Below are 17,026 nucleotides of genomic sequence, written 5' to 3'. Positions count from 1 at the left end.
GCCGGGTTTGGTATCATTACAGTTTTTCCGGATAAGCGTAAGCCCAGCTTCAAGCCCGTTTTCTTTCCCATTTTTGGAGATTCATCATGGCAAAAACCCCAATGCGTGTTGCAGTGACCGGCGCCGCCGGCCAGATCGGCTACGCCCTGTTGTTCCGCATCGCCAATGGCGACATGCTCGGCAAGGACCAGCCTGTCATCTTGCAATTGCTTGAAATCCCGGACGAAAAAGCCCAGAAAGCGCTCAAGGGCGTGATGATGGAAATCGACGATTGCGCCTTCCCGCTGCTGACCGAAATGACCGCGCACGGCGACCCGATGACCGCATTCAAGGACGCCGACGTGGCCGTCCTGGTGGGCGCACGTCCACGCGGCCCGGGCATGGAACGCAAGGACCTGCTCGAAGCGAACGCACAGATCTTCACGGTGCAAGGCAAGGCGCTCGACGCCGTCGCTTCGCGCAATGTCAAAGTGCTGGTGGTCGGCAACCCTGCCAACACCAACGCCTACATCGCCATGAAATCGGCGCCATCGCTGCCAGCGAAAAACTTCACCGCCATGCTGCGCCTGGACCACAACCGCGCACTGTCGCAAGTCGCTGCCAAGACCGGCACCGCCGTGAAAGACATCGAAAAGCTGACCGTGTGGGGCAATCACTCGCCAACCATGTATGCTGACTACCGTTTCGCCACCGTCAACGGCAAGGCTGTCAAGGATCTGATCAACGACCAGGAATGGAACGCCAACACCTTCCTGCCAACCGTCGGCAAGCGCGGCGCGGCGATCATCGAAGCGCGCGGCCTGTCGTCGGCAGCATCGGCAGCGAACGCCGCCATCGACCACATCCATGACTGGATCCTTGGCACCGCCGGCAAGTGGACCACCATGGGTGTGCCATCGGACGGTTCGTACGGCATTCCTGAAGGCACCGTGTTCGGCTTCCCGGTCACCACCGAGAATGGCGAATACACCATCGTTCAAGGCCTGGAAATCGATGCATTCTCGCAAGAGCGCATCAACCTGACCCTGAAAGAGCTGACCGAAGAGCGCGAAGGCGTGAAACACCTGCTGGCGTAAGCTGGGCAGCGGCGGCGCAATCACCTTGCGCCGACCACCATCAAGGCCGCACCGCGCTCGTCGCGGCGCGGCCGTTTCAGTAATGTGTTCTTATCTGCAAAGATGTCTTAAAGCATGCACCCTTCCGAGGTTTTATTCCAGGGCAAACGCCAGCCGCTGTTGCTCGCCGCTTGCGACCACTACGCCGGCTCCGAAAAGCTGATGCGTAAATCGATTGCTTTGCAACAAGAGCTTGGTCCCCTGTTCGACATCACGTTCGACTGCGAAGACGGCGCCAGCGCCGGCAACGAAGAAGCCCATGCGCACCTGGTCGCCAGCCTGCTGGCCAGCGACGGCAACCAGTTCAACCGCATCGGCGTGCGCGTGCACGACGTCGACAGCCCGTTTTTCGCGCGCGACGTGGAGATCGTCTGTACCGCCGCCCAGCGCATCGCGTATATCGCCGTGCCGAAAGTGAACGGCGTGCAGGACGCGATGCTGGCGATCGACCTGATCAACCTGCATGCGCGCCGCGCCGGCCGCGACAACCTGCCCGTGCATATCCTGATCGAGACCCATGGCGCGCTGCGCGACGCGTATGCGATCGCCGCCCTGCCGCAAGTCGAATGCCTGTCGTTCGGCATCATGGATTTCGTCTCGGCCCACTACGGCGCCGTGCCGGCCGCCGCCATGCGCACGCCGGGCCAGTTCACGCATCCGCTGGTGGTGCGCGCCAAGCTCGAAGTGGCCGCCGCCTGCCACGCGCACGGCAAGGTGCCATCGCACAATGTGACCACCGATGTGCGCGATTCGGCCGTGGTGGCCAATGACGCCCAGCGTGCGACGGCTGAATTCGGCTACACGCGCATGTGGAGCATTCACCCGGATCAGATCAAGCCCATCATCAAGGCGTTTACGCCTCGCCTGTCCGAGGTCAATGAGGCCAGCAATATCCTGAACGAAGCGTTGCGCGCGGACTGGGGACCGATCGCCCAGAATGGCCGCTTGCATGACCGCGCCAGCTACCGATATTATTGGACCGTTTTGCAGCGCGCCAAGCTGGCGGGCCTGGGCCTGCCCGAAGCAGCGGCTGCATTACTGAACCCGCCATTGACCAGCACCACCGAAAACTGACAGGAATTTCACGATGTCCCTCTCCAAACTAGCCCTGGCCTGCAGCGTCGCCCTGGGTGCCATGACCCTCGCCCTGGCGCCGGCCAGCTACGCCGCCACCGACACCAAGACCCCGGCGAAAGCCAAGGCCGCCAAAACCACCAAGGCCAAGGCGAAAGCGCCGGCCAAGGCTGCGGCGAAACCGGTCGCCATGCCGGCCGAGCCGAATGAAGAAGCCGACGAGCCCGACACCACGGGTTCGGCCACCACCGAATTCAATTGCGAACTGGGCAACAAAATCACCATCTACAGCAATGAAAAGGATGATTCGCACATCGCCCTGCGTTGGCAGAAGCGCCTGCACCGCCTGAGCCGTGTCGGCACCACCACCGGCGCCCACCGCTTCGAAAACCGCTTGTACGGACTGATCTGGATCGGCATCCCGGCCAAAGGCATGCTGCTCGATTCCAAGCAGAACCGCCAGTTGGCCAATGAATGCAAGGATGCGCAGCAGGCCAAACCGGCAGTGCTGGTCGAAGCGCCAGCGTCGCTGGGCGTGGTACCGCCTGCTGGCGGCTGATGCAAGCAGCAAGGATCCCCTGCCCCGGGGATGCGTCATGTTTCACCCTGAATAATCAATAAGTAGACGATACCCAACAAGGAGAGGTCATGTCCCGCAACACTTTGAACACGCTCAAGGATTTTAATATTTCAGACAGCAAGAAGGGCAAGCTGTACTCCCTGCCTGCGCTGGAAAAAAGCCTGGGCATAAATGTCTCCCGCCTGCCGGTCTCGATCCGCATCGTCCTGGAATCGGTGCTGCGCAACTGCGACGGCAAGAAAGTCACCGAAGAACACGTCAAGCAATTGGCGAGCTGGGGCCCGACCGCCGACCGCACCGACGAGATTCCGTTCGTGGTGGCGCGCGTGGTGCTGCAGGACTTCACGGGCGTGCCGCTGCTGGCCGACCTGGCCGCGATGCGCAACGTGGCCGCCAAGATGGGTATCGACGCCAAGAAGATCGAGCCGCTGGTGCCGGTCGACCTGGTGGTCGACCACTCGGTCACCATCGATCACTACCGCGAAAAGAAGGCGCTGGACCTGAACATGAAACTGGAATTTTCGCGCAATAACGAGCGCTACCAGTTCATGAAATGGGGCATGCAGGCCTTCGACACCTTCGGCGTGGTGCCACCGGGCTTCGGCATCGTGCACCAGGTCAACCTGGAATACCTGGCGCGCGGCGTGCACCACTCGGGCAAGAAAGCCGGCGACGTGTACTACCCTGACACCCTGGTCGGCACCGACTCGCACACCACCATGATCAACGGCATCGGCGTGGTCGGCTGGGGCGTGGGCGGCATCGAGGCGGAAGCCGGCATGCTGGGCCAGCCCGTCTACTTCCTGACCCCTGACGTGATCGGCGTGAACCTGACCGGCGCGCTGCGCGAAGGCTGCACCGCCACCGACCTGGTGCTGACGATTACCGAACTGCTGCGCAAAGAGAAAGTCGTCGGCAAGTTCGTCGAGTTCTTCGGCGAAGGCACCGAGTCGCTGACCCTGACCGACCGCGCCACCATCGCCAACATGGCCCCGGAATACGGCGCCACCATGGGCTTCTTCCCGGTCGACGAAGCGACCATCGACTACTTCAAGGGCACCGGCCGCAGCAAGGCCGAGATCGCCGCGTTCGAAGGCTACTTCAAGGCGCAGAACCTGTTCGGCGTGCCGAAAGACGGCGACATCGACTACACCCGCGTGGTCGCGCTGGACCTCGGTTCCGTGGCGCCATCGCTGGCTGGCCCGAAACGTCCGCAGGACCGCATCGAAATCGGCAACGTGAAAGCGAACTTCGCCGAACTGTTCGCCAAGCCGACCACCGAAAACGGCTTCAACAAGAACCCGGCCGACCTCGCTGCCGTGTACGAAACGACGAACGGCGTGAAAGTGTCGAACGGCGACGTGCTGATCGCCGCGATCACCTCGTGCACCAACACTTCGAACCCGAGCGTGATGCTGGCCGCCGGCCTGCTGGCCAAAAAAGCCGTCGAAGCGGGCCTGAAAGTGGCGCCGCACATCAAGACCTCGCTGGCGCCCGGCTCGCGCGTCGTGACCGAATACCTGACCGCCGCCGGCCTGCTGCCGTACCTGGAAAAACTGGGCTTCGGCGTGACCGCCTACGGCTGCACCACCTGTATCGGCAATGCCGGCGACCTGACGCCGGAACTGAACGCCGCGATCGCCACGCACGACATCGTCGCCTCGGCCGTCCTGTCGGGCAACCGCAACTTCGAAGCGCGCATCCACCCGAACATCCGTTCGAACTTCCTCGCTTCGCCGCCGCTGGTGGTGGCCTACGCCATCGCCGGCAACATGACACGCGACCTGATGACCGAACCGGTCGGCAAGGGCAAGGGCGGCAAGGACATCTACCTGGGCGACATCTGGCCAACCTCGGCAGAAGTATCGGCGATGATGAAGTTCGCCATGAACGCCAAGGTGTTCAAGGATAACTACGCCGACGTCAAGGGCGCACCGGGCAAGCTGTGGGAAAAAGTGACGACCGTCTCCGGTCAGGTCTACAACTGGCCGAAATCGACCTATATCGCGGAGCCGCCGTTCTTCGACAACTTCTCGATGACGCCGGCAGCGGTGGCCACCGGCATCGAAGGCGCGCGCGCACTGGGCGTGTTCGGCGACTCGATCACCACCGACCACATCTCGCCAGCCGGCTCGATCCAGGAAAACGGTCCTGCCGGCAAATGGCTGAAGGAAAACGGCGTCCTGAAAGCGGACTTCAACTCCTACGGCTCGCGCCGCGGCAACCATGAAATCATGATGCGCGGCACCTTTGCCAACGTGCGCATCAAGAACCGCATGATCCCGGCCAAGGCAGACGGCTCGGCAGTCGAAGGCGGCATCACGATCCACCAGCCGTCCGGCGAACAGATGTCGATCTACGACGCGGCCATGAAGTATGTGGCCGAAGGCACGCCGACGATGGTGTTCGGCGGCGAAGAGTACGGCACCGGCTCGTCGCGCGACTGGGCGGCCAAAGGCACCCAGCTGCTGGGCGTGAAAGCCGTGATCACCCGTTCGTTCGAACGCATCCACCGCTCGAACCTGGTCGGCATGGGCGTGTTGCCGCTGCAATTCATCGGCGACGACAGCGTGCAGACGCTGGGCATCACCGGCAATGAAACGTTCGACCTGAAGGGCCTGGAAGGCGAGATCAAGCCACAGCAGCTGGCAACGCTGGTGATCCACCGCGCCGACGGCAGCTCGCAGGAAGTGGCCGTGCTGCTGCGTATCGACACCCCGATCGAAGTCGATTACTACAAGCACGGCGGCATCCTGCCATTCGTGCTGCGCCAGCTGCTGGCCGAGTAACCAGCCAGCGCGCCGCTGTAGCGCCATGCACCAAACGCCGGTTTCGACCGGCGTTTTTTTTGGCGCCGATTTTCCCGGCCAGTCTTGAAATTGAGCCAAACGCCATGATCTGCAGTCAGCTTGTCACCTGCGTGGGCTTATCCTCTACAATACGGTCATAAGGGTTATCATTGTTTGACTGATCCATTTTTTCCACTTTCCGAGACTCTTATCCCGCTATGCGTCGTCCTTCCAAAGATTCATCCCATAAACTGACTGCCGACAGCCAGCGCCTGGTCACCTTTGCCCAGGCGATCGTCCAGGCAGCGAGCCGTCTCGAAGAGCGGTCCTGGGAACACAGCCTGGACACGCAGCTCCAGAAATTACTCAAAACCGGTCACCAGGACACCATCGACAACACCTTGGGCAGCCTGTTCAAGGAAGACCTGAACGCCTACGACGTGCTGATGGATGGCGTCGAAGCGGTCAGCGAATCGACCGTCATCGTCCATGAAGACGTGCGCTACGACGCGCTGCTGGTCGCCGTGCCGATCCTCGCATGGACGCGCTTTTCGATCGCCTCCGGCAGCATCGCGGCCGACGCGCACGGCGTGCTGTCGACGCACTTTGCCGCCCACCTGCTGGCCGACGGCACCAGAATGGCGATGGCGCCCACGCTGTACTCGATCGATCAGTTGCCGCGCAGCCATGTCGAAACCTATGCCAAGACGCAAAAGCTGGCGCAGGCGGCGCTGAAAGGCTCCAGCCTCAAGCCGTCCGCCAAGGAGCCGGAAACGGCGCCATTCCTGGCCGACACGCGCTACCTGCTGGTGGCGGTGGTGGCACCAAGCGGCGCGCCCCTGTTCCGCTGGCAGATGCCGGCCGTGCAGAACGACTTCATCGTCGAGCGCAGCGCGGCGCTCGACCAGTGGCGCGTGCAGGCCACGCCGACGATCGCGCGCCTGCTGCCCGGCTGCGGCCTGGAACTGCTGCTGCCGGAAGCGTATTACGTGGCCTGCCGCGAAGCGGACAAGCTGATCCGTCCGGTCTCGGTGCGCGCCGCGGTGCACTATCTGACCCATACGCTGGCCATCGAGCCATCCGAACTGCGCGCCGTGATCGCCGGCTTCGGCGAAGAGTCGGCCGATGGCCAGGTCGACGAATACCGCATCGCGTTCACGCTGCGCCAGGCGCCGGAAGTCATCTACGGCATCGTCTGGCCGCTGTACGGCCAGGAAGACGAGGATGGCACGCCGATCGAAGGCCTGATCCAGGTCGGCATCGCCGCGCTCGACAAGCAGAAGACGCCCGTCGATGAAATCATCGAGCACCTGAACGCGGCCGGCATCACGCAGATCAAGCGCCATGCCGAACGCTATGTGGGCGAATACTGCGACGATTGCGGCGCGCCGCTGTTTGCCGATCCGGTCGGCGAACTGGCGCATGCGGAGATGCCCGAAGATACCCCGCAAGGGACCGAGCATTTTCATTGATGTTGGCAGGGGCCGACGATGTTGTCGGATTACGCGCTGCGCGCTAATCCGACCTACCATCCTCACGCAGGTCGTGTGGGTCGGATTAGCGCAGCATAATCCGACAACACCACCAGCGCATGTCCAGCCGCAGGTCGGATCAGGCCGCAGGCCGCAGGCCGCAGGCCGCAGGCCGCAGGCCGTAATCCGACAACACCACCAGCGCATATCCAGCCGTAGGTCGGATTAGCGCAGCGTAATCCGACAACACCGTCAGCGCGTAACAAAAAAAAGGCAGAACCAAAGTTCTGCCTTTTTGCATTTCAACCCCGCCTCACCACTGCGAAAACGGCTGCCGTATCAGGTTCGCATTGTAATAGCGCGCATCGTCCGACACTTCCACGCCGATCCAGTCCGGCTTCTCGAACGGCTGGTCTGCCGAGTGCAGCTCGATCTCGGCCACCACCAGGCCGGCGTTGGCGCCGAGGAACTCGTCGACTTCCCATACCATGCCCGCGTACATGATGCGGCGCCGGTATTTTTCGATCAGCGGCTGCTCGCACAGCCCGTCGAGCAGTTCGGTGGCGTCGGCCAGCGGGATCGGGTATTCCCACTCTCCCCTGCTGGTACCGACATTGGCGCCCTTGATGGTCAGCATCGCGTGATGGCCCTCGATGCGCACGCGCACCACGCGCTCGCGGGTGGACGACAGGTAACCCTGGCGCAGCAGCACCGGGTCGGCCAGCTCGCGCCAGTCGTCGCTGGCCAGCAGGAATTTACGTTCGATTTCGACGCCCATGGTATGCCTCGGTCAGTCCAGCGACAGCAGGACAGGCTGCAGCATGGCCGCGCCCAGCGCCGCGCTGCGCGCGCCGTTCCAGCCCACGCTTGGGTCCGGCAAATCCGCGTTTTCCTTGAACGGCATTTCCAGCGTCAGCGCCAGGCAGCCGAAGTGGTGGCCGATGTATTTCGACGCCAGCGTCAGCATGTCCGACTTGTACTTGCTGGCGGCATAGCCGAACTTGTCCTGGAAGTCGGGGCTGGCCTGCTTGTACCGCTCGATGAAGGCCTTCTGGTGCGCGGCCTGCTCGGGCGTGAAGTTTTCCAGCATCTCGTTACCTGCCACAAAGTTGTACGGCAGCGCTTCGTCGCCGTGGATGTCGAAGAACATGTCGACGCCCGTTTCGTGGATCTTGTTTTTCACGCACAGCACTTCGGGGCTGGAGGCCAGCGACGGCGTCATCCATTCACGGTTCAGGTTGGCGCCAGCCGCATTGGTGCGCAGGTTGCCGCGGATCGAGCCGTCCGGATTCATGTTCGGCACGATATGGAACACGGCCCGCTGCAGCAGCTTGCGCGCGATCGGGTTGGCAGGGTCCAGCAGGGAATCGATCAGGCCTTCGACAAACCATTCGGCCATCGACTCGCCCGGATGCTGGCGCGCGATGATCCAGATTTTCTTTTCCGCGTCAGGGTTGCCGATGGTCACCAGGTTCATGTCGCGGCCGTCGACGGTACTGCCGAGATCCGACACGCGCGCCAAAGGATGCTCGGCCACTTCGCCGAGCAGGCGCAGATGGCGTTCCCACGAGTACGGCTCGAAGTAGGCGTAGTAGACGCTGTCGAGTTCAGGCGTATGTGAAATCGTCATCACCTGGCCGTCGAACGAGGTCGGCACGCGGAACCAGTTTTCGCTGTCGTAGCTGGCCACGGCCTGGTAGCCCTCGTAGCCGGCCGGATAGGTGGCTTGGCCGGCGTTCAGGAAGCGCATGGTGCAGGCCTGGTCGCGCGCGCCCTGCAGGCGGAAATGGAACCACTGGTGGATGTCGGCGTGGCTGTCCTTGCGCAGTTTCAGGTCGATGGCGCCGGCGCTGGTGGCGCTGACTACCTCGATGGCGCCGGAGTCGAAATTCTGGCTGATTTTAATGGTCATGTAGCGATCCCGTGGGTTGTCCGTATAGGAATTGAAAGCGTTTTTTTTGTTGCTCCACCCTCTGCTGGAAGAGCAGGCAACGTCAAACCGCAGTGTAAGCGATTCCGCTATTTTCCGCCCTTTGGGACAACTCGCAAAGGCCGGCGGCGACTTTTTTGCACCAATCCGGGGCATCGCCGGAAATTTTCTGGTGCACCCAGTTAAAAGATGGCACGCTATCGTAAAAGCCGTGTAAAAATTTGATTTGTAACAGCCTTTGAAACATTCCAGCACACTGTTGCACCCTATAATTCTTTCTTTTGAGTGAGCAATCAGGAAAGAGTGTGGACAAGAAGTTAAGCAACATCCAGGAAAGAAAATTGCGCGAGGCGCAGGCACGCCGTGAACACATCATTACGGTCGTCAAGGACCTCATCAAAAAGGGCGGCGCGCGCGCCGTCTCGATCCGCAAGGTCGCCGAAACGGCCGGCTTTTCCACCACGGTCGTCTACGCCCTGTTCCGCGACAAGGCCACGCTGATCGCGCAGGCGATGGACAAGGATCTGCTGGCGCTGGTGCACGCCATGCGCAGCGCCAGCGAAGCGGGAACCACTGCCTGGGAGCGCATCATGCTGATGGGCCGTGCCTATGTGCAGTACGGCTTCCAGCACCGCGACGAATATGCGCTGCTGTTCATGGAACTGCGTCCGCATGCGGGCATCAGCACGGTTGAAGTCGAGCACGGCAATATCGAACAGGACCCGTACGCCTACGCGCTGCACCTGTTCGGCGAACTGGCGCAAGGCGGCCAGGTGCGCGGCGGCGAAACCGCGCTGCACGCAATGACGCAGATCTTCTGGCAGTCGCTGCACGGGCTGGTATCGCTGCGCATCGTGATGGACGAAGGCGACCCGTGGACGCCGCACCCGGAGCCGGCGGGCCACCTGGAAGACCTGCTGGCGGTGGTGACGGAAGGCATACGGCTGCGCTTCCAGCCCTAGCCCTGCCGGTTTTACCCTTCCAGCATGCTGCCCGTTTCCTGGTAGCGCGCATGCCAGGCCAGCGCCTGCGCCAGGATATGCGGCGTATGGCCGCCGCGCTGGCAGGCCGCCTCGTAATAGGCGCGCAATTGCGCGCGGTAAGCGGGATGGGTGCAGCGCTCGATGATCAAGGGCGCCCGCTCGCGCGGCGCCAGGCCGCGCAAATCGGCATAGCCCCATTCCGTCACCAGTACATCGACATCGTGCTCCGTATGGTCGACATGCGAGACCATCGGCACCACGCTCGACACCTTGCCGCCCTTGGCCGCCGACTTGCTGACAAACATCGATACCTGGCCGTTGCGGGCGAAGTCGCCCGAGCCGCCGATGCCGTTCATCATGTGCGTGCCGCACACATGGGTGGAGTTGACGTTGCCGTAGATATCGAATTCCAGCGCTGTATTGAGCGCGATGATGCCGAGCCGGCGCACGATCTCCGGATGGTTGCTGATCTCCTGCGGGCGCAGCACGATCTTTGAACGGTAGTGATCGATATTGTCCATCAGCTTGCGGTGCACGGGCGCGGACAGGGTGATCGACGAGGCCGAGGCAAACGCCAGCTGGCCCGAGTCGAGCAGCTCGATGGCGCTGTCCTGCAGCACTTCCGAATACATGGTCATGTTGCGGAAAGGCGAGCCGATCAGGCCGTGCAGCACCGCGTTGGCAATCGTGCCGATGCCGGCCTGCAGCGGCAGCAGTTCCGGCCCCATGCGCCCTGCCGCCACTTCGCCCTGCAAAAAGGCGATCACATGGCCGGCGATCGCCTGCGTTTCCGCATCGGGCGGCAAGGCGTTCGACGGGCTGTCGGGGCTGTCGGTGATGACGATGGCGGCGATGCGCGCCGGATCGATGGCGATCGCCGTGCCGCCCAGGCGCTGGTCGACGCGCGTGAGCGGGATCGGTTCGCGGCCCGGCAAGGTTTGCGGAATGTAGATGTCGTGCAAGCCTTCCAGCGCCAGCGGCGTGGACAGGTTGATCTCGATGATCACCTGCGCGGCCTGCTGCGCGAACGCGGCCGAGTTCCCCACCGACATGGTGGGGATAATGGCGCCGGCGGCCGTAATGGCCGTCGCTTCGATCACGGCGATATCGACGGCCGCCAGGTTGCCCGAGCGCAGCTGTTCAGCTGTTTCCGACAGATGCTGGTCGATGAACATCACTTCGCCACGGTTGATCTTGGCGCGCAACACGGGGTCGACCTGGAACGGCATGCGGCGCGCCAGCACGCCCGCTTCGGCCATCAGGCCGTCGCTGCCATTGCCCAGCGACGCGCCCGTGATCAGCGTCAGGGCCAGCGGCTCGTGCAAGGCACGCTCGGCCAGCGCGCGCGGCAGCGCCTTGGCGTCGCCGGCGCGGGTAAAGCCGCTCATGCCGACACGCATGCCGTTATGGAACAATTTGGCTGCCTGATCGGCGCTCATGACTTTATCGAGCAAGCCCGGGTGGCGGATACGATCCTGGTACATCGAAAGACTCCTGATTATTCTTGAAACAGATGGCTGTCATGCAGCAGCCCCATATGTGATTCAGTATAAAATCCGGACTGCATGCATGGCATGAATTAATTGCGACATATCCAGTCGCTATTTTCATGTTTTGATGAGGCGATGCCGATCGTGGATATCCGTTCCCTGCGCTACTTCGTGGAAACCGTGCGCCTGTCGAGCTTTACGCAGGCGGCCGAAGCGCTGCACCTGACCCAGTCGACCATCAGCAAGATGGTGCGCCAGCTCGAAGACGAGGTGGGTGCCCAGCTGCTGGTGCGCGACGGGCGCAAGCTGACCCTGACCGACACCGGCCGCATCGTCTACCAGCACGGCCAGGAAATGCTGGCCAGCATGCGCCAGCTGACCCTGGAGGTGCGCGACACCCAGGCGCTGCAGCGCGGCAGCCTGGCGGTCGGCATTCCGCCGATGATCAATGTCTTGTTCACGCCGGTGTTGAAGGCATTCCGCGCGCGCCATCCGCAGGTCAAGCTGACCCTGCAGGAAGACACGGGCCAGCAGATCGAGCGCAAGGTGGCGGCCGGCGAACTGGAAATCGGCATGACGGTGCTGCCGGCAGACCCCGAACTGGAACTGGTGACGGTGCAGATCGCCAGCTACCCGATCTGGGCGCTGGCCGAGCCGGGCACGTTCCAGCCGCAGCGCACGACACTGCCCTTCAAGGCGCTGGCCAAGCTGCCGCTGGTGCTGCTGAAGGATGATTTTGCATTGACGCGCAGCCTGCGCCAGCACTTTGCACAGGCCGGCTTCGAGCCGCGCATCGCCGCCCAGAGCGGCCAGTGGGACTGGCTGGTGGCGATGGCCTCGGCCGGCCTGGGGGTGGCGCTGCTGCCCGAACCGTTTATCCACCGGCTGGCCGGCGAGCCTTTGGCGGCGGTGCGCATCGTCGAGCCGGAGCTGGCATGGCAGGTGGCGCATATCTGGAACGGCCGCTACCTGTCGCATGCGGCGCGCGCCTGGCTGGAGGTATGCCAGGACGTGCTGGGCACGCGGTTCGAACCCTGAATGCAAAAAAGGTGGCCGGGGCCACCTTTTTTCATCAAGTAGTGATGTCGGATTACGGCCCGAAGGGCCTAATCCGACCTGCGGGCTTATTTCACAGCCGCATCGCTGTTGTACATGCCGGCGTATTTCAGGCCGAAGTACAGGATAAACGTGTAGCACAGGGCCGGCACGATGAACGACAGCTGCAGGTTGACCTGGTCGGCCAGGAAACCCTGGATGAACGGCACGATGGCGCCGCCGACAATCGCCATGCACAGGATGCCCGAGCCCTGGCCCGTTTGCGCACCGAGCTTGTTGAGCGCCATGCTGAAAATGGTCGGGAACATGATGGAGTTGAACAGGCCGACGGCGATCAGTGCCCACATGGCGGTATGACCGGTGCCGAACACGGCCACCAGGATCAGCGCGATCACGATGGCGGCATTGAAGGCCAGCGTCTTGCCCGGACTGACGTAACGCATCACGCCGAAACCGATAAAGCGGCCCAGCATGGCGCCACCCCAGTAGTAGCTGACAAAGTGCGCCGCATCGGCCGGCGTCAGGGCCGCGATATGGCTCTCGCCCAGGAAGTTGATCAGGAAGCTGCCGATGCTCACTTCGCCGCCCACGTACAGGAAGATGGCCAGCGCGCCCAGCACCAGGTGGCGGTGCGACCAGATCGAGACCTTGTGGCCGTCGCGGTCCAGCTTGGCTTCGTCATCCGCATGCGAAATCGCCGGCAGCTTGGCCAGCGCGAACAGCACGGCCAGCACCACCAGGGTAGCGGCCAGCGCCAGGTAGGGGCCCTGCACGGCGGCCGCTTCCTTGGCGCGGTAAGCCAGTTGCTCGGCGGCCGGCAGCAGGTCGAACTGCTGTACCGTCAGCACGGTGCCCGACAGGATCAGGATGCCGCCCAAGGTCGGCGCCACGGTGGTGCCCAGCGAGTTGAACGCCTGTGTCAGTGTCAAACGGCTCGATGCCGTCTGCGGGTCGCCCAGTTCCGTCACGTACGGATTGGCCGCCACCTGCAGCACCGTGATGCCGGCCGCCAGAATGAAAAAGGCCAGCAGGAACAGCGCGTAGCTGCCGGTCGAGGCCGGGTAGAACATGGCGCAGCCGGCGGCCGCGATCAGCAGGCCGGCAACCACGCCGCGCTGGTAGCCGATGCGCTTGATCAGCGCGCCGGCCGGCATCGAGACGATGGCGTAGGCGCCAAAGAAGCAAAACTGCACCAGCATCGCCTGTACATAGGTCAGCGTGTAGATCGAGCGCAGGTGGGGAATCAGCACATCATTCAGCGATGTCAGCAGTCCCCACATGAAAAACAGCACCGTGACAATGATCAGGGCGCCCGTATTGTTTTGCGTGCCGGCCGGCGCGCGCGATGCGCCCGGGCCTTGCTTTACGTATTCCATACCTTCTCCATTTTTCAGTTCCAAATGATGCGTTCTGCAGTTGCCTTATATCTGTCATGCACCGTTAAACAGTGCATGCAGGGTCGAGGTCTGAAAACAACATCTGCAAGCCATCGAGTGTCGTAGTAATACTACTTACGGATGGGCGCATTATGCCCGAAAGCCCCGGATTGCGCAGCTTTCGCACCCATTATCTGATAATTGAATAGCTGACATTTGAAATCGAAAGTGTACTTATAACTTGAAAAGACTATACTTATGTTGCGGTGCAGCAGTTGCTACACCCCAACTAACTGGAGCCTGCCATGTCGACCACTTTCATGTATCACAGCACCCCATCGAACAATATCGTTGCCACCCTGAGCAGCGTCGTCAAAGCCATCAGCGCCTTCCTGACCCAAGGTCCCGATCACCGCGAACGCGCTTACGAAGAAGCCTACCTGGCCGAATCGACCGACCGCTATGACCTGGAATACCGCATGCGTGAACTGTCGCGCGCCCATCCACAGCCTAGCTGGATGAGTGGCCTGGGCCGCTAAGCCGTATCGCAGCAACACGCAGCACATCGTTGTACCTGTATCTGCAACAAAGTCAGCACTACCCATGTCCACGCCCTGCGCGCCGCGACACTGCCGATAGCACCATCCTGCTCGCCTCCGGCTTGAGCACAGGATGGGCTATACCGGGCAAAGAAAGGCAAGGTCGCACAATATTGCAACACCTGCAATGTTGCGACGCATCATGGCATTTATCGCTGCAAAGTCGAATCTTTGCTAGTTTTACTACGAGATTCTACTTAGACGCAAAGCCGGCCGACATGACTGTTCTCAAGCACCATCACCCGTTCGTCCTGCACATGGAAGCCGAACTGCTGCCGCTGTTCCAGGCAGCGCTGCCCTCGCTGGCCCAGGCCGCGCCGCAGGTGCTCGCTTCCGTATTTGCGTTTTCCACCGGCACACAGGACAGCTTTCTCGAATACCGCTTCGGCATTTCTTGCCTGTTCGATCAGGCGCAGGATGACCAGCCATACGAACTATTGCTGCTGGTGACACTGTCAGGACTGGACGATGCGGCACGGCTCGACGCCGGTGTTCGCTGGGGGCAGCCCTCGGGACACCGCGAAGCGCAGGCCGTGCCGATGGATGCTTCCATGCCGGCGCTGCTCGCGGCCTTGCCTGCCCTGCTGGCGGCGCTGCAGGCGGCGGCGGTGCGCGGCGCGCCACCAATTACCGCTGCGACCGCCTCGGTATAGTGCCGCTAAACAACAATTGTGGTCACCAATACCACAACGTAATTGACTTGTACTAGTCGCCGCCTCTATCCTTTCAGTTACGTTTGGTGAGAATTCACCTGGCCAGACGATGGGCCTTGCGGCCACCAGTCTGTTCCTGTCAGCAGCCGCCATCAATCCCTCTCCGGCACGCCCGCCGTTGCCAAGGAACAGTCATCATGCAACTCTCTTTAAACAGCAAGATCTGCGTCGCCGCCACGGCGCTCGCCGTCCTCAGCCTGGGCATCACGGCCGCCGTGATCGGCTTCAAAAGCAGCGCCAACGCCGAAGCCGCGTCCATGAACCTGGCGCGCACGGCCTCGCGCGAAGTGGCCAGCACGCTGCAGGCGCGTATCAGCAGCAATCTGTCGAGCATTACCAGCCTGGCCGGCGCCATGCGCGGCACGCGTGGCGCCAACCTGGCCCTGCAGCGCGAGCAGATCAGCCAATTGAGCCAGGCGACGCTGGGCAGTTCGGAAGACCTGCTGGGGGTAACGGTCACCTGGGAACCGAATGCGCTCGACGGCAAGGATGCCGAGTTCGCCGGCCAGGCGCCGCTGTACGACGCGAGCGGACGCTACATGCCGTACTGGACGCGCGGCGCCGGCGGCAAGATGCAGGCCGAGCCGATCGTGTTCGACCCCAAGCCGGGCGCCAACGACTGGTATGACGTGCCGAAACGCACCGGCAAGCCTGTCTTCACGGAGCCGTATCTGTATCCGGTCGATGGCAAGAGCGTGCTGATGGCCTCCCTGGTGTCGCCGATCATGATCGACGGCAGCTTCAGGGGCGCGGCCAGCGCCGACTTCATGCTTACGCGCCTGACGACCATCCTGGCCGGCCTGAAAGTGATCGAAGGCGGCAAGCTGGCGCTCATTTCCCATGGCGGCCTGTATGCCAGCCATCCGTCAGCCGCTCTGCTGGGCAAGCCGGCCAGCGATGTGCCGGCCGCTGGCCTGGACAAGGTGCGCCAGGGCCAGCCTTACGAATACGAAGATGGCCAGGGCAATATTCACCTGCTGCAGCCGTTGCTGGTGCATCCCGAGATCGCGCCGTGGAGCGTCGAGCTGAGCTTTCCGAAACGCGTGGCCACCGCGCCGGCGCGCGAGCTGCTGACCTATACCCTGCTGGTGGCGCTGCTGTGCGCGGCGGCCACGGCCGGCATCCTGGTGCTGGTGGTCTACCGCCTGACGCGGCCGTTGCGCACGCTGGGCGCGGCCATGACGGAGCTGTCCAGCGGCGACGCCGACCTGCGCGTCAAGCTCGATGTCAAGGGTACCGACGAGCTGGCCGTGATCGGCAAGGGCTTCAATCAGTTTGTCGAAAAAATCCACGCGGTGCTGCTGCAGGTGCAGGCCAGCGCCGACAACGTGGCCCGTTCCAGCGCCGAAATCGCGCAGGGCAACAACGACCTGTCGGCGCGCACCGAACAGCAGGCCAGCTCGCTCGAGGAAACCGCCGCCTCGGTGGAGGAGCTGACCGGCACCGTCAGGGAAAACGCCGACCATGCGCGCCAGGCCAACCAGCTGGCCGCCTCGGCCTCCGACGTGGCGCAAAAGAGCGGCGCCGTGGTGGGCCGCGTGATCGAAACGATGACTTCGATTAACGACTCGTCGAACAAGATCGTCGATATCATCAGCGTGATCGACGGCATCGCGTTCCAGACCAATATCCTGGCATTGAATGCCGCCGTGGAAGCGGCGCGCGCCGGCGAACAGGGCCGTGGTTTTGCGGTGGTGGCTACCGAGGTGCGCAGCCTGGCGCAACGTTCCGCGGCGGCGGCCAAGGAAATCAAGCTGCTGATCGACGATTCGGTCGACAAGGTAGCCGCTGGCAGCAAGCTCGTCGATGAAGCGGGCGCCACCATGGAGCAGGTGGTCGACAGCGTGCG

General features: G+C 62.6%; 14 protein-coding genes. 10 read left to right on the top strand and 4 right to left on the bottom strand.

The genetic code is table 11. From position 1 onward, the window contains the following. Positions 1-86 precede the first annotated feature (86 nt). The 5 genes from RTQ46_RS10005 to RTQ46_RS09985 all read left to right on the top strand — a co-directional run bounded on the left by RTQ46_RS10005 (position 87) and on the right by RTQ46_RS09985 (position 7,030). Positions 87-1,076, top strand: a complete 990-nt coding sequence (locus RTQ46_RS10005) for a malate dehydrogenase (protein ID WP_312436279.1) — start codon at positions 87-89, stop codon at positions 1,074-1,076. Positions 1,077-1,190: 114 nt separating this feature from the next. Continuing rightward, the gene (locus RTQ46_RS10000; protein ID WP_312436278.1) at positions 1,191-2,189 is read left to right on the top strand and encodes an HpcH/HpaI aldolase/citrate lyase family protein; all 999 of its coding nucleotides are present in this window, start codon (positions 1,191-1,193) and stop codon (positions 2,187-2,189) included. A gap of 13 nt (positions 2,190-2,202) precedes the next feature. Then, the gene (locus RTQ46_RS09995) at positions 2,203-2,748 is read left to right on the top strand and encodes a hypothetical protein (RefSeq protein WP_312436277.1); all 546 of its coding nucleotides are present in this window, start codon (positions 2,203-2,205) and stop codon (positions 2,746-2,748) included. Between the two features lie 89 nt (positions 2,749-2,837). Next, positions 2,838-5,558, top strand: coding sequence for an aconitate hydratase AcnA (gene acnA / locus RTQ46_RS09990; protein WP_312436276.1), 2,721 nt, complete (start codon positions 2,838-2,840; stop codon positions 5,556-5,558). Positions 5,559-5,776: 218 nt separating this feature from the next. After that, positions 5,777-7,030: a DUF2863 family protein gene (locus RTQ46_RS09985; protein WP_312436275.1), complete on the top strand. Its 1,254-nt coding sequence runs from the start codon at positions 5,777-5,779 to the stop codon at positions 7,028-7,030. Between the two features lie 313 nt (positions 7,031-7,343). On the opposite strand, the gene RTQ46_RS09980 is transcribed toward RTQ46_RS09985, so the two are convergent. Both RTQ46_RS09980 and RTQ46_RS09975 read right to left on the bottom strand, forming a co-directional pair. After that, positions 7,344-7,808, bottom strand: coding sequence for a CYTH domain-containing protein (locus RTQ46_RS09980; RefSeq protein ID WP_312436274.1), 465 nt, complete (start codon positions 7,806-7,808; stop codon positions 7,344-7,346). A 12-nt stretch (positions 7,809-7,820) separates the two neighbouring features. After that, the gene (locus RTQ46_RS09975) at positions 7,821-8,942 is read right to left on the bottom strand and encodes a M14-type cytosolic carboxypeptidase (RefSeq protein WP_312436272.1); all 1,122 of its coding nucleotides are present in this window, start codon (positions 8,940-8,942) and stop codon (positions 7,821-7,823) included. A gap of 323 nt (positions 8,943-9,265) precedes the next feature. Here RTQ46_RS09975 and RTQ46_RS09970 point away from each other — a divergent pair, with 323 nt between their 5' ends. Then, positions 9,266-9,922, top strand: a complete 657-nt coding sequence (locus RTQ46_RS09970) for a WHG domain-containing protein (protein ID WP_312436271.1) — start codon at positions 9,266-9,268, stop codon at positions 9,920-9,922. Between the two features lie 11 nt (positions 9,923-9,933). Here the strand turns inward: RTQ46_RS09970 and RTQ46_RS09965 are convergent, their stop codons facing one another. Beyond that, positions 9,934-11,427, bottom strand: a complete 1,494-nt coding sequence (locus RTQ46_RS09965) for a succinate CoA transferase (RefSeq protein WP_312436270.1) — start codon at positions 11,425-11,427, stop codon at positions 9,934-9,936. 150 nt (positions 11,428-11,577) lie between these two features. Here RTQ46_RS09965 and RTQ46_RS09960 point away from each other — a divergent pair, with 150 nt between their 5' ends. After that, a complete protein-coding gene (locus RTQ46_RS09960) occupies positions 11,578-12,471 on the top strand; it encodes a LysR substrate-binding domain-containing protein (protein WP_312436269.1) in 894 nt (297 codons plus the stop codon). 86 nt (positions 12,472-12,557) lie between these two features. Here RTQ46_RS09960 and fucP read toward each other — a convergent pair whose 3' ends face one another. Beyond that, positions 12,558-13,865, bottom strand: coding sequence for an L-fucose:H+ symporter permease (gene fucP / locus RTQ46_RS09955; protein WP_312436267.1), 1,308 nt, complete (start codon positions 13,863-13,865; stop codon positions 12,558-12,560). A gap of 305 nt (positions 13,866-14,170) precedes the next feature. Between fucP and RTQ46_RS09950 the strand changes: the two genes are divergently transcribed. The 3 genes from RTQ46_RS09950 to RTQ46_RS09940 all read left to right on the top strand — a co-directional run. Beyond that, positions 14,171-14,404, top strand: coding sequence for a DUF3563 family protein (locus tag RTQ46_RS09950; protein ID WP_409518314.1), 234 nt, complete (start codon positions 14,171-14,173; stop codon positions 14,402-14,404). Positions 14,405-14,682: 278 nt separating this feature from the next. Next, complete coding sequence (locus RTQ46_RS09945; RefSeq protein ID WP_312436266.1) at positions 14,683-15,117, top strand: hypothetical protein; 435 nt, start codon at positions 14,683-14,685, stop codon at positions 15,115-15,117. Positions 15,118-15,314: 197 nt separating this feature from the next. Next, on the top strand, positions 15,315-17,026 hold a 1,712-nt coding region (locus RTQ46_RS09940), incomplete at its 3' end, for a methyl-accepting chemotaxis protein (RefSeq protein ID WP_312436264.1).

The sequence above is a fragment of the Janthinobacterium sp. genome (assembly GCF_031995485.1).
Lineage (GTDB): Bacteria > Pseudomonadota > Gammaproteobacteria > Burkholderiales > Burkholderiaceae_D > Janthinobacterium.
This window is presented reverse-complemented; position numbering and strand designations above follow the sequence as displayed.

What these genes read in the sequence shown, in the direction of transcription:
- RTQ46_RS10005 (WP_312436279.1), top strand. Translation starts at nt 87, where the DNA reads ATGGCAAAAACCCCAATGCGTGTTGCAGTGACCGGCGCCGCCGGCCAG.
- RTQ46_RS10000 (WP_312436278.1), top strand. Translation starts at nt 1,191, where the DNA reads ATGCACCCTTCCGAGGTTTTATTCCAGGGCAAACGCCAGCCGCTGTTG.
- RTQ46_RS09995 (WP_312436277.1), top strand. Translation starts at nt 2,203, where the DNA reads ATGTCCCTCTCCAAACTAGCCCTGGCCTGCAGCGTCGCCCTGGGTGCC.
- acnA (WP_312436276.1), top strand. Translation starts at nt 2,838, where the DNA reads ATGTCCCGCAACACTTTGAACACGCTCAAGGATTTTAATATTTCAGAC.
- RTQ46_RS09985 (WP_312436275.1), top strand. Translation starts at nt 5,777, where the DNA reads ATGCGTCGTCCTTCCAAAGATTCATCCCATAAACTGACTGCCGACAGC.
- RTQ46_RS09980 (WP_312436274.1), bottom strand. Translation starts at nt 7,808, where the DNA reads ATGGGCGTCGAAATCGAACGTAAATTCCTGCTGGCCAGCGACGACTGG.
- RTQ46_RS09975 (WP_312436272.1), bottom strand. Translation starts at nt 8,942, where the DNA reads ATGACCATTAAAATCAGCCAGAATTTCGACTCCGGCGCCATCGAGGTA.
- RTQ46_RS09965 (WP_312436270.1), bottom strand. Translation starts at nt 11,427, where the DNA reads ATGTACCAGGATCGTATCCGCCACCCGGGCTTGCTCGATAAAGTCATG.
- fucP (WP_312436267.1), bottom strand. Translation starts at nt 13,865, where the DNA reads ATGGAATACGTAAAGCAAGGCCCGGGCGCATCGCGCGCGCCGGCCGGC.
- RTQ46_RS09950 (WP_409518314.1), top strand. Translation starts at nt 14,171, where the DNA reads ATGTCGACCACTTTCATGTATCACAGCACCCCATCGAACAATATCGTT.
- RTQ46_RS09945 (WP_312436266.1), top strand. Translation starts at nt 14,683, where the DNA reads ATGACTGTTCTCAAGCACCATCACCCGTTCGTCCTGCACATGGAAGCC.